This is a genomic window from Streptomyces sp. NPDC047315 (assembly GCF_040643215.1).
Classification (GTDB): Bacteria; Actinomycetota; Actinomycetes; order Streptomycetales; family Streptomycetaceae; genus Streptomyces.
Window position 1 is genome coordinate 1 of record NZ_JBEYTZ010000023.1, and the last position, 23,738, is coordinate 23,738.

Genomic DNA, 23,738 nt, shown 5'->3' on the forward strand with positions numbered 1-23,738 from the left:
GGAGCCGACCGCAGAGAACGACGCTTGATATGCCACCCCGAAAGCCTCCCACCCACACGACAACCACACCCACCGAACTTACGAAAAGATCAGTAGGGCCTGTCTCACGCAGCCGACCGGGCCCGTCCCGAGGGGTGACACGGGTTTGACAGGAGTCACTTCTCAGCAGGTGAGACGGGGCGCGGGGATGTGATGAACGCCCCTGTCCAGTATGTGTGTTGGCCGATCGTCGCGGCGCGCTCTGCGTCATCATCGGCCCCGAGATGCTCGATACCTCCCGGGGCGAGTCCCCCGCACCGACACAGAAGACCGACGAGCCGAGAGGCTGTCTCTTCGCCCTGTCCCAGCCACCGTTGATGATCTTCCTCACGGTGGTCGGCGTGCTGTTGCTCATGGCCGCCCTGCACGACCTCCTACTGCTGTGAGGCCGCGATTCGAGAGGCCGCGATGCGTGGGGGCGCGCGTCGTGACGCCGTGCGGTGCCGGTCGCGTCAGCCCGCCGCTTCCCTGCGGCGGGCCCGGTAGGCCGCCACGTGCAGGCGGTTGCCGCACGTGCGGCTGTCGCAGTAGCGGCGCGAGCGGTTGCGCGACAGGTCGACGAAGGCCCGGCCGCAGTCCGGCGCCTCGCACCTGCGCAGCCGCTCCTGCTCGCCGGCGACGACGATGAACGCCAGCGCCATCCCGCCGTCGGCCGCGAGGTGGTCCGCGACGGAGGCGCCCGGCGCGAAGTAGTGCACGTGCCAGTCGTAGCCGTCGTGGTCGGTCAACTGGGGCGTGGTGCCGGCCGCCGCGACCAGTTCGTTGATGAGTTCCGCCGCGAGCCGTCGCTCGGGGGCCGCGAAGATCTCCGCGAACCGTGCCCGCACGCCCTGGACGGCTTTCAGATCGCGTGCGCCGAGTTCGCCGACGTCGCTGATGGAATGGGCTCGGACGAATGCGTGGAGGGCGGTGACGTCCGCCAGACCGTCGGCCTGATCGCTCTCCGGCGCCGTGTTCACCAGGTCGACCACCATGTCGAGGGCAAATCTGGTGTCGTGAGGGATCAGCACGATTCACTCCATGGCCTGCTGCGAGCCGGTACCCGCAGAATTGCGCTGACTCTAGCGGCTCGCCCCGGCACGCACCGGCGCCGTCACCGCGTGGGTGCGCGGTGACGGCGCCGGTTCCTTTCGTATGAGGTTGTCTGCGCGGCGCCGTCTCCCCGAGTAGGACGGCGCCGAGCAGCTCTCGGCCTGGCTCAGCTCTCGGCCAGGATGTGCGAGAGTTCGGTGTCGAGGTCGAAGTGACGATGCTCGGTGCCCGGTGGCACGGCCGCGTCGGTCCTCTTCAGGAACGACTCCAGGGCCCGCGCCGGGGCTTCGAGCAGTGCTTCGCCCTCCGGGGAGCTGAGCGCGATGCAGACGACGCCCTGGCCGTGGCTGCGGGACGGCCAGACTCTGACGTCACCCGTGCCGGTGGGCCGGTGCAGGCCCTCGGCGAGGAGGTCGCGGGCGAAGACCCATTCGACCGTCTCTTCGGCTCCGGTGTGGAAGGTGGCGTGCACGGCATAAGGATCGGCCGTGTCATACCGCAGGCCCGCGGGTACAGGCAGTGAAGACTCGCTCGATACAACGAGGCGCAGGTGCAGCTCGCAGCTGACCGTGGTGTTCATAAGCGCCAGGGCCTTTCGCTCAGTGTGCGCTCGGGGATTCGCACGTCGGCGAAATCGACATGCCACCTACGGTGTCGTTGTAAACCCGTCTGACCGTTTTGTGACTCTTCATATCGCTCGTACGGCGGTGCATTACTTTGTGTTATACGGCCATTCCGGTGACCGAGCCGAATCCGGTAGCTTTGAGGACATGAATGCGGAGAGCGAGCGGGGGGAGGCCCTGATGACCACGGCCTCGGATTCCGCGACGGGGGAAGTGACGGCGGGGGCCGTCGAGGAGAAGCCCGCCCAGGGCGCGACGGAGGCGACGGACGGGAAGGCGGCTGACCAACCGCTGGGCTCGCGCGCGCCGCAGTTCATCCAGCGCTCCCGGGTGCTGCACGTGAGCTGGCAGGTGGGGGTCTTCCTGGTCGGACTGGCGGTGGTCGGCGCGGGCGCCGCCATGCTGGTGCTGCCGGGGCCGGGCTGGCTCGTGATCTTCGCGGGCATGGCGATCTGGGCGACCGAGTTCGTCTGGGCCCAGTTGGTGCTGCGCTGGACCAAACGCAAGGTCAGCGAGGCGGCGCAGCGGGCGCTTGACCCCCGGGTCCGGCGGCGGAACATCATCCTCACCACCATCGGCGTGGTGATCTGCGCCGTCCTCGGCGCGATCTACCTGTGGAAGTTCGGCCTCGTCATGCCGTGGAAGATCAACGAGTAGCCCTGAGGGGGGTCAGGACCACCGCTGACATGGGGTAATGTTTGCGGTGCGTTCCCGGGCGATTAGCTCAGCGGGAGAGCGCTTCGTTCACACCGAAGAGGTCACTGGTTCGATCCCAGTATCGCCCACACAGCCGACGGTGGGGTCGGTCCGCAAGAGTCGCGGACCGGCCCCACCGTCGTTTTCGTGCCCCCGGCGCACGCAGGGGGCACGGGCGGCTCAGCCCATCCGGCCGAGGCTCTCGCGCAGCCGGCGTGCGTCGCGCAGGCGCTGCTCGTAGGTGGCCCCGACGGTCAGGAGCAGCAGCCCCGCCACGGCGGGCGGCAGCCAGCGGGGCAGTGCGCCCACCACCTGCGCCACGTACGGCGCCAACTCGTGCAGCGCCACCAGCGCCAGTACCGTGCCGCCCAGCACCAGCGGTGCCTGGAGCCGCAGCCGGGCGCCGACGAGGGTCACCACCAGCGCCGCGAGGCCCAGCAGCAGGGGCCGGAGCCAGTGCGGGTCGCCCCACGCCGCGGACAGGCTCGGCAGCAGCGTCACGGCCAGCCCGGGGCCGTACGCCGTCCAGGACGGGGCCTGCGGGTCGCGCCGCCGCCTCAGCACGCCCACGACCAGCGCGGGCACGGTGACCGGCAGGGTGTACGCCTCGGGGAGCGTCACGTCCGACGCGGCCAGCCGCACCCAGGCGGCGAGGACGAAGAGCGCCACCGCCGCGGTGCCCGCCACCGCGCGGCGCCGCGGACGGACCGCGGTGCCCGCGGCGATCACCCCGGTGAGCGCCAGCGCCAGGGAGAGCGTCGGCAACTGCCCGACGGCGAGCAGCACCGCCGCGGTGGCCACGGCCGTCGCCGCGACCTCCAGGGCGAGCGTCAGCGGGCCGGTGAGCGGACGTACGGCGGCGCTGGACGCTTCGTCGGGCGACGGATCGGGCGACGTGTCGGGCGGCGTGTCGGGCGCGGGCCGGCGGTCCGTGCGGGCGGCGATCAGGCAGGCCGCTGCGGGTACGACGAGGAGCGCGAGCCCCGCCCCGTGCCAGGGCAGCTCCGCCGCCCGCGCGATCGCGAGCACCAGCCAGCCGCCGAGGAGCGTCGCCGCGACCGCCAGCGTGGTGCGCACGCCGTCCCCGGCGCGCGTCACGACGGCGGCGCACACCAGCGCCGCGAGCAGGACCCCGAGCACGGCGAACGTCGCGGGGCGGGTCGCCAGCGCCAGGGCGCCCAGACTCCCGGCCCCCACCAGGGCGCAGCCCAGTGCCACCGGGGCCGCCGTCGCTGACCGGAGCGTGCTCAGGGCGAGCGCGGCGAGCGTGAGCACCAGCCCGTACGCCACGGCCACGGCGTACGCCCACTCCAGGGCCACCGGCACCGTCAGCAGCGCCGCCCACGCCAGGGCCACGCACAGGCCGCGGGCCAGCTCCGTCCGCCGGGCGTCCGGCACGGGCGACGCCTGCTCGGTGGGCCGGAGCGCTTCGCGCAGCCGGGGCCACGCCGACGACACCACGAGTGCGAGCGCTGTCAGCAGCAGCACGACGGGCGCCGGGGCGAAGTCGACCGGCGACAGGTCGGTGCCGAGGGCCGCGTGGGCGTCGGCGGGCGCGCCCCGCCAGACGCCGTCCGCGACCGTCTCGGCCGGACCGCCCACGACGAGCAGGAGCAGCGGAAGCGTCACGAGGACCGCGCCCGCGTGGACCGCTGCCGACGCCAGCGCCAGCCCGCGCGCAAGCTGTCGCGGCAGGGCGGCGCCCGCCGCCGTCAGCAGCGCGATCGCGGCGAGCAGATACGCGGGGACCGCCCAGCCGGCGGGGAAGACCTCCCGCAGGACTCCGCCCGCGCCGGCGACCAGGAAGAGGCCCGCCGCCGTGGCCAGGGGCAGGGCGCCCCGGGGCGTGCGCCACGCCCAGCCCAGCGCCACCGCCGCGACGGCGGCCAGCAGCACCCCGCTGAGCAGGGCGCTCGCCGCGCTCCCGGCCGCAGCCGACTCCAGCGCGCCGAGGGCGCCGGCCCAACCGCCGGCCACCCCGGCGCCGACCGCGGCCGTCACGCGTACCGCGGGACGCGTCACGACGACGGCCACCGCCGCGTCGAACGCGGCCGTCGCCACCAGCGCCCACCCCAGCGGCAGCACCCCGGACGACGCCGTCACCGCCCACAGCCCCAGCGGCAGTTGGGCGCAGGCCACGGCGAGCGGCAGCGGCAGGCGCAACGCGGTCAGCCACCGCCCGTAGCCGGCCCACAGCGCGGCCAACACCGCCGCCGCCCACGCCGCGTACGCCGTGCCCGACCCGTCGGCGAGCGCGACCTGACGCAGGGCGTAGGCGTCCAGCACCGTCAGCACCAGCGCCAGCGCCGCCACCGACTCGGCCGTCGACACCAAGCCCCGGCGCAGCAGGGCCACGGGCGCGAGCAGTGCGCCGGCCGTGACCGACGCGAGGACCGCGCCGCGCCCGCCGATTCCCATGGAACCCCAGCTCACCAACGTGAACGCGATCGCCGCGACCGCCAACAGCACCCCGCCCAGCACCAGCAGCGCGTTCTGCGCACCGTGCCGCGAGGTCTCCGGGGCCGGCGCGCCGCCGCGCGGTGCCCCCTCCGAGGCGGTGGCGTGCGCCCGCGCCGCGACGGGCCGCTGCACCGCGGCCAGCAACCAGGCCCGGCGCATCAGCAACTGCGACCTACGGGCGTCCAGTTGCGCCAACTCGTATTCGAGCATCGCCAACTCTGCGGCGGGCGGCGGCCCAGGTGGCGGCACGGGTGGCGGCACGGGTGTGTTCATGCTGCGGAGTGTGGCGCCCGCCACACCGCGCGGACATCGGTGCAGGTACTCAGATGGCGGGTGAGTACGGCCCTCCCGGCGCGCGGGGTGCGCAGACTGGGGCCATGGACTGGAACCACTACCGCTTCCGCGCGCGCTGGGACCTCGCCGCCGCACCCGGCGCGGTGTACGAGGTCCTGACCCGCGCCGAGGAGTACCCCCGCTGGTGGCCGCAGATCCGCGCCGTCACCGCGCTCACCGACGACACCGGCGTCGTACGGCTGCGCTCCGCCCTGCCGTACGAGCTGGCCGTCACCGTCCGGGCCGTGCGCCAGGATCCCGCGGCGGGCGTGCTGGAGGTCGCCATGCGGGGCGACCTCGTGGGGTGGGCCCGCTGGACCGTGACGCCCGGCGGCGCGGGCACCCGCGTCCGGTACGACCAGGAGGTGGAGGTCCACCAGCCCTTGATGCGGAAGCTGGCCGTCCCCGGCCGACCGCTGTTCCGAGCCAACCACGCGGTCATGATGCGCGCCGGCCGCCGCGGACTGGTGGCGCTCCTCAAGGAGCGACAACAGATTTGAAGCCAGGCCGTCGGGGCCTGTATGGTTCAGTCCGTTCCCGGGCGATTAGCTCAGTGGGAGAGCGCTTCGTTCACACCGAAGAGGTCACTGGTTCGAACCCAGTATCGCCCACCGGGAGAGACCGGTCCGCCAACGGCGGACCGGTTTTTTCATGCCGGTTCTTTCATGGCCTCGCCCCCCCCGGGACTCAGGCCGCGGCGGGCAGTTCGGGGCGCAGCGGCCACGCGGGATCCACCGCCTCCGGCGAACCGTTCAGCATGAACCACGCCTGCAGGCCCCGGGCCTGCGCCGCGTGCCACACCGCCTGGAGCGCGTGCAACTCCGCCGCCGACAGGCGCTCCAGCCGGGCCGCGAACCGACGGCCCACCGCCCGCACCACCTCCAGCGCCGCCGCCGCGTCCACCGCCGCGTCGTGCGCGCCCTCCAAGGCCACCTCGTACTGCGCACACAGGTCCGCGAGCGTCCTGCGCCCCTTGCGGTAGCGGTCCAGGTGCTTGTCCAGCACCCGCGGATCCAGTACGCACAGCGGGACGTTCTCCAGGTAGTGCGCCAGCGACGCGGCGCGGTGACGGCGCAACTCGCGGTCGAGCAGCGTCAGGTCGAACGGCGCGTTCATCACCACCAGCGGGCGGGCCGCCGCGCACTGTCCGGCGAGCGAGCGCCCTATCTCCTCCATCACCGGCGCGGGCCAGCGGCCGTTCCGCTGGACGTGCTCGTCCGTCAGGCCGTGCACCCGGGTGGCCGCCGCGGGGACCGGCACCCCCGGATCGACCAGCCAGCGCGTCACCCGGACCGCGGCGCCTGCGGCGTCCTGCACCACCAGGGCCGCCGAGACGATGCGGTCCGTCTCGACGTCCACGCCGGTCGTCTCCGTGTCGAATGCGGCCAACGGGCCGTCGAACCAGCACGTCATCCCGAACTCCTCGCCCATGCACGGCAGATGGCGCCCGCCCTGCCCGAGACGGTGATACCCGGGCCGTTTGCCCCGTACGCCGGGCGGTGACAACACAGATGACGGGCACGGAAGCTGACAGCTCGCCACGAACATCCGCACATCGGACGGATCGGCCCGGAAGGTCGAAGAGCCCATGGCGCTTCCGCAACCCTCTTGGCCTGTCACCCCGTGACCAGGTGTCGCGGGACTACCGTGCGGACACCCACCGCGCGGATCTTCGACGACCGGGCCCTGTGCGACATCACGGCGAGGGCCGGGTCGGGAGGGAGACCCTGATGCACCGCCCCCACGACGAATCCGTACGAGCCCACCCTTCGCCCGCCTCGCCCCCCTCGGCCGCCGTCCCCGGCCTCGTGTCGGACGGCAGCCCCGACCCCGGGCGCATCGATCCCGCCGTCCTCGGCGCGCTGCTCGACCGACACGGCTGGCGCCGCCGCGGCGGCGCCGCGGGCCGGTACTCCCGCTGGAGTCCGCCCGGAGCCTCGGCGGGCGGCACCAGCCTCCTGGTCCCCGAGAGCCGGACCTTCCCCGACTGCGCCGATCTGATCGGGGAGGCGCTCACCGCGCTCGCCCACAGCTCCGCGCCCTCCGCCCGGGACGTACTGATCGGCCTCGCCGTCCCCAGCGACGAGGTCCGCTGGTGGCGCGACGTTCCCCAGGGTCCGGCCGGCACGGTGGCCTGGACCGTCCAGGAGCAGTTGCGCACCGCCGCGCGGGGACTGCTGATGGCCGGCGCGCTCGCCGCCCGCGGCCCGGCCGGCTACCACGGCGCACGCCACCGCCACCAGGCCCGCGCGCTGCTGGAGGGCGTCCTGGTGCCGCCCGCGCCCGGCGGGCGCTCGCTGACCGCCTTCGTGCCCGTGGCCACCGGCCGGCCCGCCGTGGCCGCGCTCCACCAGGCGCTCCAGGCCGCCCGCGAGGCCACCGACCATCAGCGGGCGACCGGCCGCCTTGACGCGTACGACTCCGCCGTGGCGCTCGGGGTGAGCCGGGAGCTGACGGAGGCCCTGATCGCCCTGGTGCGGGGCTCGGAGGGCGCCGCCGTGCAGACGCAGTGGTCGCCGGGCACCCCGAGGCCAAAGGGGTTGGCAGGCCGCAGCGAACCGGTGGAGTTCACCCCCGGTGACCTGCCGGCCCTGCGCGCCGCCGGACTGCGCTATCTGCGGTCGGAGCCGTCCGTACCGGTACGGCTCACCGGCACAGTGGTGCGGCTGCGGCGCGCGGGGCCGCAGGGCGCCGGGGTCGTCCGGCTGCGGGTGCTGGCCGGGGCCGAGGTGCCGCACGTGCGCGCCGCGCTGCCCGAGGACGCGTACCGCACCGCCGGCCACGCCCACCTGGCCGGAGTCCCGATCAGGCTGACCGGGCGGCTGGAGAGCCGCGGCGGCTTCCGCCGGCTCACCGACGCCTTGGACGTCGCCGCGGTGCCCGTGGACGCGGCCGAGCGCGACCGGCTCCTGAAGTCGCTGCGCGAGGAGCCGTACGAGCCGTGCGAACTGCTGGGGGAGTGAGGGCGCAGGTCGGAGGGAGGGAAGCGTCCGGCGGGGAGTTATCCACAGGCACGGTCACCGTTTCGCGGGCGGACCTCAAGGGTCGGTACGATTCAGTCGCACTCAGTGCCCACGGGTGCACCCCCTTCATGAGCCCTCATGAGCCCTCAGTAGCCTTCGTCAGTCAGGAGAGAACGGTGTCCGACGTCCGTGTGACCGTCCAACGCGATTCCGAGCGGGAAGAGCGCGTGGTGACCACGGGCACGACGGCCGCCGACCTCTTCCCCGGCGAGCGCACCGTGATCGCCGCGCGCGTCGCCGGCGAGCTGAAGGACCTGACGTACGAGGTCGCGGACGGCGAGGTCGTCGAGCCCGTCGAGATCTCCTCCCCGGACGGCCTGGACATCCTGCGCCACTCCACGGCCCACGTCATGGCCCAGGCCGTGCAGGAGCTGTTCCCCGAGGCCAAGCTGGGCATCGGCCCCCCGGTCAAGGACGGCTTCTACTACGACTTCGACGTCGCCAGGCCCTTCACTCCCGAAGACCTCAAGGCCGTCGAGAAGAAGATGCAGGAGATCCAGAAGCGCGGACAGCGCTTCGCCCGTCGCGTGGTGACCGACGAGGACGCCCGCGCGGAGCTGTCCGACGAGCCGTACAAGCTGGAGCTGATCGGCCTCAAGGGCGCCGCGTCCAGCGACGACGGCGCGGACGTGGAGGTGGGCGCCGGCGAGCTCACCATCTACGACAACCTGGACGCCAAGACCGGCGAGCTGTGCTGGAAGGACCTGTGCCGCGGTCCGCACCTGCCCACCACGCGCGCCATCCCCGCCTTCAAACTGATGCGCAACGCCGCGGCGTACTGGCGCGGCAGCGAGAAGAACCCGATGCTCCAGCGCATCTACGGCACCGCCTGGCCCTCCAAGGACGAGCTGAAGGCGCACCTCGACTTCCTCGCCGAGGCCGAGAAGCGCGACCACCGCCGCCTCGGCTCGGAGCTGGACCTGTTCTCCGTCCCGGACGAGATCGGCTCCGGCCTCGCGGTCTTCCACCCCCGCGGCGGCATCGTGCGCCGCGTCATGGAGGACTACTCCCGCAAGCGCCACGAAGAGGAGGGGTACGAGTTCGTCTACACCCCGCACGCCACCAAGGGCGCCCTCTTCGAGAAGAGCGGCCACCTGGACTGGTACGCCGAGGGCATGTACCCCCCCATGCAGCTCGACGGTGGTACGGACTACTACCTCAAGCCCATGAACTGCCCCATGCACAACCTGATCTTCGATGCACGGGGCCGCTCCTACCGTGAACTGCCCCTGCGGTTCTTCGAGTTCGGCACCGTGTACCGCTACGAGAAGTCCGGCGTGGTGCACGGCCTGACCCGCGCCCGCGGCTTCACCCAGGACGACGCGCACATCTACTGCACCCGCGAGCAGATGGCGGAGGAGCTGGACCGCACCCTCACCTTCGTCCTCAACCTGCTCCGGGACTACGGCCTCACCGACTTCTACCTGGAGCTGTCCACCAAGGACCCGGAGAAGTACGTCGGCTCGGACGAGACGTGGGACGAGGCGACCGAGGTGCTGCTGCAGGTGGCCGAGAAGCAGGGCCTCCCGCTGACCCCCGACCCCGGCGGCGCCGCGTTCTACGGACCGAAGATCTCCGTCCAGGCGCGGGACGCCATCGGCCGCACCTGGCAGATGTCGACCGTCCAGCTCGACTTCAACCTGCCCGAGCGGTTCAACCTGGAGTACACCGCGCCCGACGGCTCCCGTCAGCGGCCGGTGATGATCCACCGCGCCCTGTTCGGCTCCATCGAGCGCTTCTTCGCCGTCCTCCTGGAGCACTACGCGGGCGCCATGCCGCCGTGGCTCGCCCCCGTGCAGGCCGTCGGCATCCCGGTCGGCGACGCCCACGTCGACTATCTGCACGCCTTCGCCGCCGACGCCAAGAAGCGGGGGCTGCGCGTCGAGGTGGACGGCTCGTCCGACCGGATGCAGAAGAAGATCAGGAACCACCAGAAGCTGAAGGTCCCGTTCATGATCATCGTCGGGGACGACGACATGAACGCGGGCACGGTCTCCTTCCGCTACCGCGACGGTTCGCAGGAGAACGGCGTCCCGCGCGAGCAGGCCCTCGACAAGCTGGCCCAGGTCGTCGCCGACCGCATCCAGGTCTGAGCGCGCGCGGCCGTCCGCCGCAGATGGCTCACGTACGGCCCCCGGGGGAGCTCCCCGGGGGCCGTTCGTCCTGGTCCAGCGTGAAGGTCTGGATCAGCCACGACGAGAAAGAGCCCGTCACGGCGCCCAGCAGCGCCAGCCCGCCGGCCATCATGAAGACCGCGACCGCCCGGCCCTTGAAGGTCACCGGGGTCACGTCCCCGTACCCCACGGTGGTGAGGGTGGAGCAGGTCCACCACACCGAGTCCCCGAAGGTCTTGATCGTCGCCCCCGGCGCCCCGCGCTCCTCCGCGTACACGGTGAGCGCACCGGCGAAGCCGAGCAGCACCGCCGACATGCCCGCGTAGGCGATCACCCGGGCGTACAGGGACAGCCGGGCTTGCCGCTGGCGGTGCTGGACGGACTCGTAGAGTTGGACGAAGCGCAGCGGGCGCAGCAGCGGCAGCAGCACGACGAGCGCGTCCATGAGATGGCCGCGCACGAAGGACAGGCCCTGACCGCTGATCCGCCAGCGGACCGCGTAGTCCACCACGAACAGCGCCCAGGTCGCATAGGTGACCAGCAGTAGGGCGTCCTGCCACCCCTGCGGCAGGTCGTCGTCGAGGATCCGCACGGCGTAACAGCCCAGGAAGACCCCCGAGGCGAGGAAGAGCGGGATCTCCGTGCGCTGGCGCCAGCGCCACATCCGGCTCTCGGCGCTCGGGCTCTGGCTGCTCGGGACGTTCATCGCCCCAGCATCGCTGGGCCCGCTCCGGCCCGCCCCCGGCGACACGCTGCACGGGGGCGACGCCATATGCTGCACAGCATGACGAGTGAGCCGGAGCAGCAGATCGGGGTGGGGACGCCGGACGCGTTCCAGCGCTTGTGGACGCCGCACCGGATGGCGTACATCCAGGGCGAGAACAAGCCCACCGGACCCGAGGCGGGCGACGGCTGTCCCTTCTGCGCCATCCCGTCGAAGTCGGACGAGGACGGGCTGGTGATCGCCCGGGGCGAGCGGGTCTACGCGGTGCTGAACCTCTACCCGTACAACGGCGGGCACCTGATGGTCGTGCCGTTCCGGCACGTCGCCGACTACACCGAACTCGACGCGGCGGAGACGGCGGAACTCGCGCTGTTCACCCAGCGGGCGATGAGCGCGCTGCGGGCCGCCTCCGGGGCGCACGGCTTCAACATCGGAATGAACCAGGGCTCGGTGGCGGGCGCGGGGATCGCCGCCCACCTGCACCAGCACGTGGTGCCGCGCTGGGGCGGGGACACCAACTTCATGCCGGTCGTCGGGCACACCAAGGTGCTGCCGCAACTGCTCGCGGACACCCGGGCGATGCTCGCCGACGCCTGGCCCGAGGCGTAGGCCGTGCCCGTGTCCGTAAAGTCCCGTGCGCCCTTGCGTCTTTGGACGTAGCCGCCGTTTCCCTGTGCGAACAACCCACCACCGGGCCGCAGACGCCATGACTGCGTATGTGCCATGGCGCCACCGCGCCTGCCAAGACGGCAACACGGCCGGACGGCCCGCTCCGGACTTTACGTACACGACCTGAAGGGCTGCCCGTCCGCCGCGAGCGGAGGGCAGCCCTTCGGCCGTACCGGAACCCCTACGCGTCGTACAAGTCGGCCTTCTTCGGCGCCGCGTCCTGGACCGCGCCGCTGACGGCCATCGACCGGCTGCTGAAGCGGTCGGTGTCGACGCCGTTCTCCTCCAGGACCTTGAGCGCCGCCGCGTGCGCCACCCGCAGCACCGGGGCCGCGGCGCGCATCGCGTCGTCGGCCATGAAGCGGTGCCGCCAGGGCTGCTCGGCCCAGGCGTGCCGCAGCCCGAAGGGCTCCGGCAGTACCAGCTTGCCGCCGAGGAAGTCGAGCAGCGGCGGGTACCAGGTGAAGGGCGCGCGCACCGCGAGCCGCACCACCTCCTTTGCCTCCACCAGCGGCAGCACGATGTCCCGGGTCTCCCAGAAGCGGATCGTCTTGCTCACGGTCTTGGTCTTGGGGGAGGAGCCGGAGGTGAACAGACCGTGCACCGGGCCGAGCGCATGGCCGGTGACCTCGACCCGCAGGGTCTCGTGGAGCACCGTCACCGTGATCATCATCGTGATCACCAACTGGCCGTCCCAGAGTACGAACTGCACGCCCAGGTAGTGCCGGTTGCCGCCGCTGAACTGCTGGTGGTTGCAGATGCGCTGTATCTCGTGCGGCTTGACCTGGAACGCCTCCACGTCCGCGCCCTCGGGGCGGCTCACCCCGCCCGCGCCCTCGGCCACCGGGGTCACGATCCAGTGCTTCACCGACGGCGTGGGGAAGCCGCCGGAGTTCAGCGGGCCGCGCTCCAGCAGCTTGAGCCGGTCGTGGATCGCGCGTATCACGTCCCAGCTGCGGAACTGGTTGATCTCCTTGCCGGCTTCCTTGGGCACCAGCTCCTCGGCCATCTGCCAGCTGCCCCACCGGGTGCCCATGCCCAGTATCCCCTTGGGGCCGGCGTAGAAGACCGAGTTCGCGTTCTGCTCGGCGGTCAGCTTCTCCAGGCCCTGGCGCAGCTCCTCGCGCGCGGTCTCGTTCGGATGGCCGGGGACGGCCTCGGGCACCTTGGCCGCCACCCCGCCGCCCGACAGCAGCCCGTCCCAGCGGGCGCGCATGTCGACGGCGGACTTCTCACAGATCCGCTTGGCCAGGTACCAGCCGATCACCGGAGCGACGATCACCCCCCGGGCGTAGTAGCCCAGGAAGCCGGTGAGCGGCAGCTTGATCAGGAGGATCACGGCGAACGCGCCGATGGCCACCAACAGGCCGGTGCCCAATGCCCCCGCGCGCTTGTCCTGCGCCCCGGCGAGGGTGCGGCGGAGCTGGAAGACGCCCATCCACAGCAGCAGCCCCGGCAGGAACAGCAGCCCGAAGACGCCCATGACGGCGGTCAGTTTGATGTCCCGCTCCTTGCGGAGCCGGCTGGCCGCCAGGCAGTGCTCCACCACCGACTGGGGCTCCATGCCGAAGGACTGGATCAGCGCCCCGCGGGCCCCGCCGAGCATCCGCACCTGCACGGCCCGGGAGAACGCCTCGCCCAGATTCGGCTCGAAGAGGGAGAACTTCCCCTTCTTCACGTCCGACTTGTGCCAGTCGTTGTTGGCGTCCAAGATCGTCGCGACCGGGCTGTCCCGGTACGCCGCCGAGGCGAGCGCATGCGTCGCCGCCGTCTGTCCCGCCGCTCCCTGGATCGGGATCTGCGCCCCGGGAGAGAAATCGAATCCGTCCGCCACCTAAGGCCCCCATCGCCGCACGCCGCTTCCGCTCTGCGGCCTCTTCCCGACTGCCGTGCCCCGCACACCTGTTGAGCTGCGCTCCTCAGCGTATCCGGGGCGTAGGCGCTTCGTCACGGGAGCGCGGAAACGCCCGTGGTGGCCGCCCGCTCGGACGGGGCGGACGGCCTGGACCACGGGGGCGCACGGCGGCTACGCGCCGCCTTCGAGCTGGGCCCTGAGCCGGTCGGCGACCTGCTGCGGCATCGGCTCGTGACGGGCGTACGAGCGGCTGAACCGGCCCGTGCCGTGGGAGATGGAACGCAGGTCGACGGCGTACCGACCGATTTCGATCTCCGGGACCTCGGCCCGGACCAGGGTGCGGGAACCGGCAGCCTGTTCGGTCCCCACGACCCGGCCGCGCCGCCCCGACAGATCGCTCATCACCGGCCCGACGTATTCGTCCGAAACCAGCACCCGAACTTCGGCCACCGGCTCCAGCAGATGGATCGTGGTGCCGCCTGCGGCCTCCCGCAGGGCGAGCGCGCCCGCGGTCTGGAACGCGGCGTCCGAGGAGTCCACCGAGTGCGCCTTGCCGTCGTGCAGCGTGATCCGCACGTCCACCAGCGGATAGCCGGCCGCGACGCCGCGCGCCGCCTGGGCGCGGACGCCCTTCTCGACCGAGGGGATGAACTGCCGCGGCACCGCGCCGCCCACCACCTTGTCGACGAACTCGATGCCGGAGCCCGCGGGCAGCGGCTCCACGTCGATCTCGCAGATCGCGTACTGGCCGTGGCCGCCGGACTGCTTCACGTGCCGGCCGCGGCCGGCGGACCTGTCCCCGAAGGTCTCCCGCAGGGACACCTTGTGCGGGACGACGTCGACCTGGACGCCGTAGCGGGTGCGCAGCCGCTCCAGGGCCACGTCCGCATGGGCCTCGCCCAGGCACCACAGCACCAGTTGGTGGGTGGCCTGGTTCTGCTCCAGGTGCATCGTCGGATCCTCGGCGACCAGCCGGGCCAGGCCCTGGGAGAGCTTGTCCTCGTCGGCCTTGCTGTGCGCCTGGATGGCCAGCGGCAGCAGCGGGTCGGGCATCGACCACGCCTCCATCAGCAGCGGGGCGTCCTTGGCGGAGAGCGTGTCGCCGGTCTCCGCCCGGGTCAGCTTCGCCACGCACGCCAGATCGCCGGCGATCACCCGCCCCAGGGTGCGCTGCTGCTTGCCGAACGGGGCCGAGAGCGCGCCGACCCGTTCGTCCGCCTCGTGCAGGGCCGCCTCCGCGCCGTCGCGGTCCGCGTGGCCGTCGAGCCCGTGGCCCGAGACGTGCACCGTCTCGTCGGGGCGCAGGGTGCCGGAGAAGACCCGGACCAGGGAGATGCGGCCCACGTACGGGTCGGAGGAGGTCTTGACGACCTCGGCGACCAGCGGCCCGTCGGGGTCGCAGCCCACCGCGGGGCGGGCCGCGCCCTGCGGGGTGGTCACCTGCGGGCAGTCGGCCTCCAACGGCGTCGGGAAACCGCGGGTGATCAGCTCCAGCAGCTCCACGGTGCCAAGGCCCTCCCGCCCGCCGTCGGCGGCCGGCGCGGCGGCGAGCACCGGGTGGAAGGTGCCGCGTGCGACGGCCGTCTCCAGGTCGTCGACGAGCGTCTTGACGTCGATGTCCTCACCGCCGAGGTAGCGGTCCATCAGGGACTCGTCCTCGCTCTCGGCGATGATGCCCTCGATGAGCCGGTTGCGGGCCTCCTCGATCAGCGGCTCCTGCTCGGCGTCGGGCGGCAGCTCGCTGCGCCGGCCCGACGCGTAGTCGTACACCTTCCGGGTCAGCAGGCCCACCAGCCCGGTCGTGGGGGAGTGGCCGTCGGGCCCCGGTTCGCCGTACTGGGGCAGGTAGAGCGGGAGCACGGCGTCCGGGTCGTCCCCGCCGAAGACCTCGGCGAGCACCCCGGTCAGCTCCTCGTACCCGGTGCGGGCCGTCTCCAGGTGCGTCACGACGATCGCACGGGGCATGCCGACCGCGGCGCACTCCTCCCACACCGCCCGGGTGGCCCCCGCGACGGCGCCGGGCTCCTGGGCCGCCGAGACGACGAAGAGGGCCGCGTCCGCCGCGCGCAGACCGGCCCTGAGCTCCCCGACGAAGTCGGCGTAGCCGGGGGTGTCCAGCAGATTGATCTTGTAGCCGTCCCATTCGAGGGGGACGAGCGAGAGCTGTACCGAGCGCTGTTGGCGGTGTTCGATCTCGTCGTAGTCGGAGATCGTGCCGCCGTCCTCGACGCGGCCCGCGCGGTTCACCGCTCCCGCGGTCAACGCCAGGGCCTCCACCAGGGTGGTCTTTCCCGATCCGCTGTGGCCGACCAGCACCACGTTCCGAATGGATGAGGGCCGGTCGGCCGTTGTAGCCCTGCCGGCGGCTCCGGGGTGTGCGTTCGCCTTGTCGCCCATGGTTCTTGCCTCCCGATCGATCGGATCGATGGCTGCGATGGCACGGTGGGGACATGAGGGCCGCGGGCGAGGGGACGCCGGGGACCGGAGCGTACGGGTTCGGGGGCAGCTCCGTGGGAGCCCGCGGTCGTCCTTCGAGCTTTCCACTCCCGTCAGGGCGCGTCCATACGTCGGACACCACGCCGGACACCGCGCCCCGCTGCCCGGGCGACGCCGCACGTTCAGCCGTACGCCCGAGCGCTCCCTGCCGCGCCCCTGCGCGCCTCTGCGCGCCGGCCGGGCGGCCTCGGGGCCGGGCCAGGAGGAGCCGGCTGCGGGTGCCCGGCGGTACCGGGCCCCGGTCGTGGCTACGATGGGCCAGCCGGTGGCCAACGGGGCCGCACGGCGGTAGAGAACCCCGGGAAGGCCATGCTGAACAAGTACGCGCGTGCATTCTTCACGCGTGTCCTCACACCGTTCGCCGCGTTTTTGCTCCGACGCGGGGTGAGCCCAGACGCGGTCACCCTGATCGGCACGGCGGGAGTGATGGCGGGTGCGTTGGTCTTCTTCCCCCGAGGGGAGTTCTTCTGGGGCACGATCGTCATCACGCTCTTCGTCTTCTCGGACCTGATCGACGGGAACATGGCCCGCCAGGCCGGGATCTCCAGCCGGTGGGGGGCCTTCTTGGACTCCACGCTGGACCGGGTCGCCGACGGCGCGATCTTCGGCGGCTTCGCGCTCTGGTACGCAGGCAAGGGCGACGACAACGTCCTGTGCGCGGTCGCGATCTTCTGCCTGGCCAGCGGCCAGGTGGTGTCCTACACCAAGGCGCGCGGCGAGGCCATCGGCCTCCCGGTCGCGGTGAACGGCCTGATCGAGCGGGCCGAGCGACTGGTGATCTCGCTGGTCGCGGCGGGTCTGTCCGGGCTGCACGCCTTCGGCGTCCCCGGCATCGACGTGCTGCTGCCGATCGCCCTGTGGATCGTCGCCGTCGGCAGCGCCATCACGTTGGGACAGCGGGTCGTGACGGTGCGCCGCGAGGCCGCCGAAGCGGACGCCGCAACCCGCGAGAAGCACAGCGGGGCCGAGGCGACATGACCGGCCAGCCGCCCGCCACCGCCCGCGAGCGGCTGGTCGACGGGATGTACGGACTGGGCTGGGGCGCGGTCAAGAAGCTGCCGGAACCGGTGGCCGCCCGCCTCGGCCGCACCATCGCGGACACCGCCTGGAAGCGCCGCGGCAAGGGCGTGCTCCGGCTGGAGGCCAACCTGGCCCGCGTGGTGCCGGACGCCTCGCCCGAGCGCCTGGCGCAGCTGTCGAAGGCCGGGATGCGCTCGTACATGCGCTACTGGATGGAGTCCTTCCGGCTGCCGACCTGGAGCACCGAGCAGGTCCGCGAGAACGTCCACATCCACGACGTCCACCACCTCACCGACGGCATCGCGGCCGACCGCGGGGTGATCCTCGCGCTACCGCACCTGGCCAACTGGGACCTGGCCGGCGTCTGGGTGACCCGGGTGCTGCAGACCCCGTTCACCACCGTCGCCGAGCGGCTGAAGCCCGAGTCGCTGTACGACCGCTTCGTGGCGTACCGGGAGAGCCTGGGCATGGAGGTGCTGCCGCACGCCGGGGGCTCCGCCTTCGGCACCCTGGCGCGCCGGCTGCGCGAGGGCGGCCTGGTGTGCCTGGTCGCCGACCGCGACCTGTCCTCATCCGGCGTCGAGGTGAAGTACTTCGGCGAGACGACGCGGATGCCGGCCGGGCCCGCGCTGCTGGCCCAGCACACCGGTGCGCTGCTGCTGCCGGTGACCCTCTGGTACGAGGAGGCGCCGGTGATGCACGGCCGGGTCCACCCGCCCGTCGAGGTGCCCGAGTCAGGCACCCGGGCCGCGAAGACGTCCTCGATGACGCAGGCCCTGGCGGACGCCTACGCCACGGGGATCGCCGAACATCCGGAGGACTGGCACATGCTCCAGCGACTGTGGCTCGCCGACCTGGAGCCGCGCACGCGGAACGGGGCGGGGAACGGGGCCGGCGGCGGGACCGGAAGCAGGGCCGACGCATGAAGATCGGCATCGTCTGCCCGTACTCCTGGGACGTCCCCGGAGGAGTCCAGTTCCACATCCGGGACCTGGCCGAGCACCTGATCCGGCGCGGCCACGAAGTGTCCGTGCTCGCCCCCGCCGACGACGACACGCCCCTGCCGCCGTACGTCGTCTCCGCGGGCCGGGCCGTGCCCGTTCCGTACAACGGCTCCGTGGCCCGGCTGAACTTCGGCTTCCTGTCCGCGGCCCGGGTGCGGCGCTGGCTCCACGACGGCACCTTCGACGTGATCCACATCCACGAGCCCACCTCGCCCTCGCTGGGACTGCTCGCCTGCTGGGCGGCGCAGGGGCCGATCGTCGCCACCTTCCACACCTCGAACCCGCGCTCCCGCGCCATGATCGCCGCGTATCCGATCCTCCAGCCGGCGCTGGAGAAGATCAGCGCGCGGATCGCGGTCAGCGAGTACGCCCGGCGCACCCTCGTCGAACACCTCGGCGGCGACGCCGTCGTCATCCCGAACGGCGTCGACGTCTCCTTCTTCGAACGGGCCGAGCCGAAGGAGGAGTGGCAGGGCGGCACGATCGGTTTCATCGGCCGCATCGACGAGCCCCGCAAGGGCCTGCCCGTGCTGATGAAGGCCCTGCCGAAGATCCTCCGGGAGCGCCCGGAAACCCGGCTCCTGGTCGCCGGGCGGGGCGACGAGGACGAGGCGCTGGCCCTCCTGCCGCGCGAGGCGCGCTCGCGGGTCGAGTTCCTCGGCATGGTCAGCGACGAGGACAAGGCGCGGCTGCTGCGCAGCGTCGACGTGTACGTGGCGCCGAACACCGGCGGCGAGAGCTTCGGCATCATCCTGGTCGAGGCGATGTCCGCGGGCGCGCCCGTCCTCGCGAGCGACCTCGACGCCTTCGCCCAGGTCCTCGACCAGGGCGCGGCGGGTGACCTGTTCGCCAACGAGGACCCCGACGCGCTGGCCGCCGCGGCGGTCCGCCTCCTGGACGACCCGGAGCGGCGCGAGCGCCTGCGGGAGCGGGGGGCGGCGCACGTACGGCGGTTCGACTGGTCGACGGTCGGCGCGGATGTCCTGGCGGTGTACGAGACGGTGACGGCGGGCGCGGCGTCGGTGGCGGCGGACGACCGAGGCGGCCTCCGCGGCCGTCTGGGCCTAGCGAAGCACTGACGTTCCGCTCCGCGGCGTTCCGGGACGCGGTGGGGCTTTTCAGGGGCGCTGGGGGTCCCCCCCATGCCCTCCGCCCCCTGTGCCCTGCGGGCACGCGGGACCCCCAGCGCCCCAAATACCGGCGCCCCCGCGCCAAAGGGCACGGGACCCCGGCGGGAGCCGGACCCGCGGGGAACCCGCAAGCGCAAGCAGGCCACTGGGGGCGCGTAGCCTTGCCGATCGTGACCGCAACGCTCATTTGGATCCTCGTCGCGCTCCTCGCCGTCGGGCTGTACCTGAGTTGGACCGCCGGCCGGCTCGATCGGCTGCACACCCGGATCGACGCCGCGCGCGCCGCGCTCGACGCGCAACTGCTGCGCCGCGCCTCGGTCACCCAGGAACTCGCGACGTCCGGCGTGCTCGACCCCGCCGCCTCGATCGTGCTGTACGAGGCGGCCCACGCCGCCCGCCAGGCCGACGAGGAGCAGCGCGAGGTCGCCGAGAGCGAGTTGAGCGCCGCGCTGCGGGCGGTGTTCGCCGAGCCGGCGCAGATGGAGGCGGTGCGCGAGGTCCCCGGCGGCGAGGACGCCTCCGTCGAACTCGCGCAGGCCGTACGCCGGGTCCCCATGGCACGCCGGTTCCACAACGACGCGGTGCGCGCGGCCCGCGCCCTGCGCCGACACCGCAAGGTCCGCTGGTTCCGACTCGCCGGACACGCGCCCTTCCCGCTCGCCTTCGAGATGGACGACGAGCCCCCCGCCGCCCTCGCGGATCGCCCAGGCACCTCCTGACCAGCCAATACGATCCACAGCCTCACCATTGGCCCTTGTAGTGGACTGATCCGTGGATGTTCCATCGATGTCACGTCCACCGGCCGGCGGCATCGAGCGCCCCGGCCGTACAGCCGTCATCGAGTGAGGTTGCCCCCGTGTCCAGCACGCTCTTTTCCACCCCGCAGTCGGACGCCCCCGCTACCGGCACCGCGCGCGTCAAGCGCGGCATGGCCGAGCAGCTGAAGGGCGGCGTCATCATGGACGTGGTCAACGCCGAGCAGGCGAAGATCGCCGAGGACGCGGGCGCCGTGGCGGTCATGGCCCTGGAGCGGGTCCCCGCCGACATCCGCAAGGACGGCGGCGTGGCCCGGATGTCCGACCCGAACATGATCGAGGAGATCATCGAAGCGGTCTCCATCCCCGTGATGGCGAAGTCCCGCATCGGCCACTTCGTCGAGGCCCAGGTCCTGCAGTCCCTCGGCGTGGACTACATCGACGAGTCGGAGGTGCTGACCCCCGCCGACGAGGTCAACCACTCCGACAAGTGGGCCTTCACCACCCCCTTCGTCTGCGGCGCCACCAACCTGGGCGAGGCCCTGCGCCGGATCGCCGAGGGCGCGGCCATGATCCGCTCCAAGGGCGAGGCCGGCACCGGCAACGTCGTCGAGGCCGTGCGCCACCTGCGTCAGATCAAGAACGAGATCGCCAGGCTGCGCGGCTACGACCACAACGAGCTGTACGCCGCGGCGAAGGAGCTGCGCGCCCCGTACGAGCTGGTGAAGGAGGTCGCCGAGCTGGGCAAGCTGCCGGTGGTGCTCTTCTCCGCCGGCGGCGTGGCCACCCCCGCCGACGCCGCGCTGATGCGCCAGCTCGGCGCCGAGGGCGTCTTCGTCGGCTCCGGCATCTTCAAGTCGGGCGACCCCGCCAAGCGCGCCGCCGCCATCGTCAAGGCCACCACCTTCTACGACGACCCCAAGATCATCGCGGACGCCTCCCGCAACCTGGGCGAGGCCATGGTCGGCATCAACTGCGACACCCTCCCCGAGTCCGAGCGCTACGCGAACCGGGGCTGGTAGTGAGCACCCCCCTGATCGGCGTCCTCGCCCTCCAGGGCGACGTACGGGAACACCTCATCGCCCTGGCCTCGGTGGACGCCGTGGCCAGGCCGGTGCGCCGGCCCGAAGAACTCGCCGAGGTAGACGCCCTGGTGATCCCCGGCGGGGAGTCCACCACGATGTCCAAGCTGGCCAAGGCCTTCGGCGTGCTGGAGCCGCTGCGCGAGCGGATCAGCGCCGGCACGCCCGTCTACGGCACCTGCGCCGGCCTGATCATGCTCGCGGACAAGATCCTCGACCCGCGCTCCGAACAGGAGACGGTCGGCGGCATCGACATGATCGTCCGCCGCAACGCCTTCGGCCGGCAGAACGAGTCCTTCGAGGCGTCCGTCGACGTCACCGGGGTCGACGGGCCCGTGGAAGGGGTCTTCATCCGGGCGCCGTGGGTGGAGTCGGTCGGCGCGGACGTGGAGGTGCTCGCCGAGTACGACGGCCACATCGTCGCCGTCCGCCAGGCGAACGCCCTCGCCACCTCGTTCCACCCGGAACTGACCGGGGACCACCGGGTCCACGGCCTGTTCGTGGACATGGTGCGCGCGGCCGGGTGACCCGATCCCGGTAGGATCGCTGCCGAGCACCGCAGCAGTGCGACTCACGACGGCAGTGCAGCAGCAATCGGTTACGCGAAGGAGACAGGCAGATGTCCGGCCACTCTAAATGGGCTACGACGAAGCACAAGAAGGCCGTGATCGATGCCAAGCGCGGCAAGCTCTTCGCGAAGCTGATCAAGAACATCGAGGTCGCGGCCCGGATGGGCGGCTCCGACATCGACGGCAACCCGACCCTCTTCGACGCCATCCAGAAGGCCAAGAAGCAGTCGGTGCCCAACAAGAACATCGACTCGGCCGTCAAGCGCGGCGCCGGCCTTGAGGCGGGCGGCGCCGACTACGAGACGATCATGTACGAGGGCTACGGGCCGAACGGCGTCGCGGTGCTCATCGAGTGCCTCACCGACAACCGCAACCGCGCCGCGTCCGACGTGCGCGTCGCCATGACCCGCAACGGCGGCTCCATGGCCGACCCGGGCTCGGTCTCGTACCTCTTCAACCGCAAGGGCGTGGTGATCGTCCCCAAGGGCGAGCTGTCCGAGGACGACGTCCTCGGCGCCGTCCTGGACGCGGGCGCCGAGGAGGTCAACGACCTCGGCGAGTCCTTCGAGGTGCTGAGCGAGGCCACCGACCTGGTCGCGGTCCGCACCGCGCTCCAGGAGCAGGGCATCGACTACGACTCCGCCGAAGCCAACTTCGTCCCGACCATGCAGGTCGAGCTGGACGAGGAGGGCGCGCGCAAGATCTTCAAGCTGATCGACGCGCTGGAGGACAGCGACGACGTGCAGAACGTCTTCGCCAACTTCGACGTCTCCGACGAGGTCATGGAGAAGGTCGACGCCTGACGCCGATCGGTCGACGAACAAGGGCGGGCCGGAGGGAGAAACACCCTCCGGCCCGCCCTTGTTCGCGTGCTGCGCGTGCGATGTCAGTACGAGCCGATAGCCTGCACAAACAGATGAACGAAGGAGGGGTGGCGCGTGCGCGTGCTGGGGGTCGACCCGGGGCTGACCCGCTGCGGCGTCGGTGTGGTCGAGGGGGAGGCGGGCCGCCCGCTGACGATGGTCGACGTCGGCGTGGTGCGCACCCCGCCGGACGCCGAGCTCGGCCTTCGGCTGGTCGCCATCGAAGAGGGCATCGAGCGCTGGCTCGACGCCCACCGCCCCGACCGGGTCGCCGTCGAGCGCGTCTTCAGCCAGCACAACGTACGGACGGTGATGGGCACCGCGCAGGCCAGCGCCGTCGCGATGCTCTGCGCCTCCCGCCGCGGCATCCCCGTCGTCCTGCACACCCCGAGCGAAGTCAAAGGCGCCGTCACCGGCAGCGGCCGGGCCGACAAAGCGCAGGTCGGCGCGATGGTGACCCGGCTCCTACGGCTCGACGCCCCGCCCAAGCCGGCGGACGCGGCGGACGCCCTCGCCCTCGCCATCTGTCACATCTGGCGCGCCCCGGCGCAAGACCGGCTCCAGCGCGCCGCCGCCCTCCACCGCCGCACCTCCACGCACCTCCCGAAAGGCCCCACGTCATGATCGCCTTTGTGAGAGGCCAGGTCGCCGCCCTCGCCCCGACGACCGCGGTGGTCGAGGTCGGCGGGGTCGGCATGGCCCTGCAGTGCACCCCCGACACCCTCGCCCGGCTGCGCATCGGGGAAGAGGCCAAGCTCGCCACCTCCCTGGTCGTCCGGGAGGACTCCCTGACGCTGTACGGCTTCGCCGACGAGGACGAGCGGCAGGTCTTCGAACTGCTCCAGACCGCCAGCGGCGTCGGCCCCCGCCTCGCCCAGGCGATGCTCGCCGTCCACGCCCCGGACGCCCTGCGCCTCGCCGTCTCCACCGGGGACGAGAAGGCGCTCACCGCCGTCCCCGGCATCGGCAAGAAGGGCGCGCAGAAGCTGCTGCTGGAGCTGAAGGACCGGCTCGGCGAGCCCGTGGGCACGCTCGGCGCACGCCAGGGCGTCGGCACCGCCGTCTCCGCCTCCTGGCGCGATCAGCTGCACGCCGCCCTCATCGGCCTCGGATACGCCACCCGCGAGGCGGACGAGGCGGTGGCCGCGGTGGCTCCGCAGGCGGCAGCGGCGGATGGGGAGCCCCAGGTCGGCCAGCTCCTGAAGACCGCGCTCCAGACGCTGAACCGCACGAGATGACCGGGCGCCGCGC

The 23,738-nt window shown here is 72.3% G+C and carries 22 protein-coding genes, 2 tRNA genes and 1 pseudogene; 18 read left to right on the forward strand and 7 right to left on the reverse strand.

The window, feature by feature from the left end; all coding sequences use genetic code 11:
* Positions 1-218 precede the first annotated feature (218 nt).
* Positions 219-425 carry a hypothetical protein gene (locus ABZ842_RS24995; RefSeq protein ID WP_361541123.1) on the forward strand — a complete coding sequence of 69 codons (207 nt, stop codon included), beginning with the start codon at positions 219-221 and terminating at the stop codon, positions 423-425.
* A gap of 66 nt (positions 426-491) precedes the next feature.
* On the opposite strand, the gene ABZ842_RS25000 is transcribed toward ABZ842_RS24995, so the two are convergent.
* Positions 492-1,049 carry a CGNR zinc finger domain-containing protein gene (locus tag ABZ842_RS25000; RefSeq protein ID WP_361540719.1) on the reverse strand — a complete coding sequence of 186 codons (558 nt, stop codon included), beginning with the start codon at positions 1,047-1,049 and terminating at the stop codon, positions 492-494.
* A 188-nt stretch (positions 1,050-1,237) separates the two neighbouring features.
* A complete protein-coding gene (locus tag ABZ842_RS25005; protein ID WP_003959770.1) occupies positions 1,238-1,651 on the reverse strand; it encodes an SsgA family sporulation/cell division regulator in 414 nt (137 codons plus the stop codon).
* A gap of 190 nt (positions 1,652-1,841) precedes the next feature.
* Between ABZ842_RS25005 and ABZ842_RS25010 the strand changes: the two genes are divergently transcribed.
* On the forward strand, positions 1,842-2,351 hold the full coding sequence (locus ABZ842_RS25010) for a TIGR02611 family protein (RefSeq protein ID WP_361540722.1): 510 nt from the start codon (positions 1,842-1,844) through the stop codon (positions 2,349-2,351).
* 56 nt (positions 2,352-2,407) lie between these two features.
* A tRNA-Val gene (locus ABZ842_RS25015) sits at positions 2,408-2,479 on the forward strand.
* Positions 2,480-2,570: 91 nt separating this feature from the next.
* On the opposite strand, the gene ABZ842_RS25020 is transcribed toward ABZ842_RS25015, so the two are convergent.
* On the reverse strand, positions 2,571-5,123 hold the full coding sequence (locus ABZ842_RS25020) for a hypothetical protein (protein ID WP_361540724.1): 2,553 nt from the start codon (positions 5,121-5,123) through the stop codon (positions 2,571-2,573).
* 104 nt (positions 5,124-5,227) lie between these two features.
* On the opposite strand from ABZ842_RS25020, the gene ABZ842_RS25025 reads away from it, so the two are divergent.
* Positions 5,228-5,683 (forward strand): SRPBCC family protein, encoded by a 456-nt coding sequence (locus ABZ842_RS25025; RefSeq protein ID WP_361540727.1) that lies wholly within the window; start codon positions 5,228-5,230, stop codon positions 5,681-5,683.
* Between the two features lie 39 nt (positions 5,684-5,722).
* Positions 5,723-5,794, forward strand: a tRNA-Val gene (locus ABZ842_RS25030).
* A gap of 76 nt (positions 5,795-5,870) precedes the next feature.
* Here ABZ842_RS25030 and ABZ842_RS25035 read toward each other — a convergent pair.
* Positions 5,871-6,596, reverse strand: a complete 726-nt coding sequence (locus tag ABZ842_RS25035; protein WP_361540730.1) for a 3'-5' exonuclease — start codon at positions 6,594-6,596, stop codon at positions 5,871-5,873.
* Between the two features lie 195 nt (positions 6,597-6,791).
* On the opposite strand from ABZ842_RS25035, the pseudogene ABZ842_RS25040 reads away from it, so the two are divergent.
* The 3 genes and pseudogenes from ABZ842_RS25040 to thrS all read left to right on the forward strand — a co-directional run.
* A pseudogene (locus ABZ842_RS25040) lies at positions 6,792-6,914 on the forward strand (DUF4365 domain-containing protein); the annotation flags it as partial.
* The gene (locus ABZ842_RS25045; protein WP_361540733.1) at positions 6,914-8,146 is read left to right on the forward strand and encodes a hypothetical protein; all 1,233 of its coding nucleotides are present in this window, start codon (positions 6,914-6,916) and stop codon (positions 8,144-8,146) included. The pseudogene ABZ842_RS25040 and the gene ABZ842_RS25045, both read left to right, overlap by 1 nt.
* Before the next feature lie 176 nt (positions 8,147-8,322).
* Positions 8,323-10,299 carry a threonine--tRNA ligase gene (gene thrS / locus ABZ842_RS25050; RefSeq protein WP_361540736.1) on the forward strand — a complete coding sequence of 659 codons (1,977 nt, stop codon included), beginning with the start codon at positions 8,323-8,325 and terminating at the stop codon, positions 10,297-10,299.
* 28 nt (positions 10,300-10,327) lie between these two features.
* Here thrS and ABZ842_RS25055 read toward each other — a convergent pair whose 3' ends face one another.
* A complete protein-coding gene (locus tag ABZ842_RS25055; RefSeq protein ID WP_361540739.1) occupies positions 10,328-11,026 on the reverse strand; it encodes a potassium channel family protein in 699 nt (232 codons plus the stop codon).
* Positions 11,027-11,092: 66 nt separating this feature from the next.
* On the opposite strand from ABZ842_RS25055, the gene ABZ842_RS25060 reads away from it, so the two are divergent.
* Positions 11,093-11,653 (forward strand): HIT domain-containing protein, encoded by a 561-nt coding sequence (locus ABZ842_RS25060; RefSeq protein ID WP_361540742.1) that lies wholly within the window; start codon positions 11,093-11,095, stop codon positions 11,651-11,653.
* Between the two features lie 241 nt (positions 11,654-11,894).
* Here ABZ842_RS25060 and ABZ842_RS25065 read toward each other — a convergent pair whose 3' ends face one another.
* Entirely contained in the window at positions 11,895-13,547 is a 1,653-nt protein-coding gene (locus ABZ842_RS25065) for a hypothetical protein (RefSeq protein ID WP_361540745.1), read from the reverse strand.
* A 192-nt stretch (positions 13,548-13,739) separates the two neighbouring features.
* Entirely contained in the window at positions 13,740-15,965 is a 2,226-nt protein-coding gene (locus ABZ842_RS25070; protein ID WP_361540748.1) for an elongation factor G-like protein EF-G2, read from the reverse strand.
* A gap of 408 nt (positions 15,966-16,373) precedes the next feature.
* Here ABZ842_RS25070 and pgsA point away from each other — a divergent pair, with 408 nt between their 5' ends.
* From pgsA to ruvA, 9 genes are all read left to right on the forward strand, one after another.
* Positions 16,374-17,042 (forward strand): phosphatidylinositol phosphate synthase, encoded by a 669-nt coding sequence (gene pgsA / locus ABZ842_RS25075; protein ID WP_361540751.1) that lies wholly within the window; start codon positions 16,374-16,376, stop codon positions 17,040-17,042.
* Positions 17,039-18,010, forward strand: a complete 972-nt coding sequence (locus ABZ842_RS25080; RefSeq protein ID WP_361540754.1) for a phosphatidylinositol mannoside acyltransferase — start codon at positions 17,039-17,041, stop codon at positions 18,008-18,010. The genes pgsA and ABZ842_RS25080 overlap by 4 nt, the downstream gene beginning before the upstream one ends.
* Positions 18,007-19,167, forward strand: coding sequence for a glycosyltransferase family 4 protein (locus tag ABZ842_RS25085; protein WP_361540757.1), 1,161 nt, complete (start codon positions 18,007-18,009; stop codon positions 19,165-19,167). The genes ABZ842_RS25080 and ABZ842_RS25085 overlap by 4 nt, the downstream gene beginning before the upstream one ends.
* Positions 19,168-19,388: 221 nt before the next feature.
* The gene (locus tag ABZ842_RS25090; protein WP_361540760.1) at positions 19,389-19,937 is read left to right on the forward strand and encodes a hypothetical protein; all 549 of its coding nucleotides are present in this window, start codon (positions 19,389-19,391) and stop codon (positions 19,935-19,937) included.
* 137 nt (positions 19,938-20,074) lie between these two features.
* Positions 20,075-20,995: a pyridoxal 5'-phosphate synthase lyase subunit PdxS gene (gene pdxS, locus ABZ842_RS25095; RefSeq protein WP_361540763.1), complete on the forward strand. Its 921-nt coding sequence runs from the start codon at positions 20,075-20,077 to the stop codon at positions 20,993-20,995.
* Positions 20,995-21,582, forward strand: a complete 588-nt coding sequence (pdxT, locus tag ABZ842_RS25100; RefSeq protein WP_361540766.1) for a pyridoxal 5'-phosphate synthase glutaminase subunit PdxT — start codon at positions 20,995-20,997, stop codon at positions 21,580-21,582. The genes pdxS and pdxT overlap by 1 nt, the downstream gene beginning before the upstream one ends.
* 92 nt (positions 21,583-21,674) lie before the next feature.
* Positions 21,675-22,427, forward strand: a complete 753-nt coding sequence (locus ABZ842_RS25105) for a YebC/PmpR family DNA-binding transcriptional regulator (RefSeq protein ID WP_361540769.1) — start codon at positions 21,675-21,677, stop codon at positions 22,425-22,427.
* A gap of 135 nt (positions 22,428-22,562) precedes the next feature.
* Positions 22,563-23,111 carry a crossover junction endodeoxyribonuclease RuvC gene (gene ruvC / locus ABZ842_RS25110; protein ID WP_361540772.1) on the forward strand — a complete coding sequence of 183 codons (549 nt, stop codon included), beginning with the start codon at positions 22,563-22,565 and terminating at the stop codon, positions 23,109-23,111.
* Entirely contained in the window at positions 23,108-23,725 is a 618-nt protein-coding gene (ruvA, locus tag ABZ842_RS25115; RefSeq protein ID WP_361540775.1) for a Holliday junction branch migration protein RuvA, read from the forward strand. The genes ruvC and ruvA overlap by 4 nt, the downstream gene beginning before the upstream one ends.
* Positions 23,726-23,738 lie beyond the last annotated feature (13 nt).

Bases quoted from the DNA above. Each gene is read 5' to 3' on its own strand.
- ABZ842_RS25105 (WP_361540769.1), top strand. From the start codon at position 21,675: ATGTCCGGCCACTCTAAATGGGCTACGACGAAGCACAAGAAGGCCGTG.
- ABZ842_RS25005 (WP_003959770.1), bottom strand. From the start codon at position 1,651: ATGAACACCACGGTCAGCTGCGAGCTGCACCTGCGCCTCGTTGTATCG.
- ABZ842_RS25010 (WP_361540722.1), top strand. From the start codon at position 1,842: ATGAATGCGGAGAGCGAGCGGGGGGAGGCCCTGATGACCACGGCCTCG.
- ABZ842_RS25060 (WP_361540742.1), top strand. From the start codon at position 11,093: ATGCTGCACAGCATGACGAGTGAGCCGGAGCAGCAGATCGGGGTGGGG.
- ABZ842_RS25045 (WP_361540733.1), top strand. From the start codon at position 6,914: ATGCACCGCCCCCACGACGAATCCGTACGAGCCCACCCTTCGCCCGCC.
- ABZ842_RS25020 (WP_361540724.1), bottom strand. From the start codon at position 5,123: ATGAACACACCCGTGCCGCCACCCGTGCCGCCACCTGGGCCGCCGCCC.
- ABZ842_RS25080 (WP_361540754.1), top strand. From the start codon at position 17,039: ATGACCGGCCAGCCGCCCGCCACCGCCCGCGAGCGGCTGGTCGACGGG.
- ruvA (WP_361540775.1), top strand. From the start codon at position 23,108: ATGATCGCCTTTGTGAGAGGCCAGGTCGCCGCCCTCGCCCCGACGACC.
- ABZ842_RS25085 (WP_361540757.1), top strand. From the start codon at position 18,007: ATGAAGATCGGCATCGTCTGCCCGTACTCCTGGGACGTCCCCGGAGGA.
- ABZ842_RS25035 (WP_361540730.1), bottom strand. From the start codon at position 6,596: ATGACGTGCTGGTTCGACGGCCCGTTGGCCGCATTCGACACGGAGACG.
- ABZ842_RS25025 (WP_361540727.1), top strand. From the start codon at position 5,228: ATGGACTGGAACCACTACCGCTTCCGCGCGCGCTGGGACCTCGCCGCC.
- pgsA (WP_361540751.1), top strand. From the start codon at position 16,374: ATGCTGAACAAGTACGCGCGTGCATTCTTCACGCGTGTCCTCACACCG.
- ABZ842_RS25055 (WP_361540739.1), bottom strand. From the start codon at position 11,026: ATGAACGTCCCGAGCAGCCAGAGCCCGAGCGCCGAGAGCCGGATGTGG.
- ABZ842_RS25070 (WP_361540748.1), bottom strand. From the start codon at position 15,965: ATGGGCGACAAGGCGAACGCACACCCCGGAGCCGCCGGCAGGGCTACA.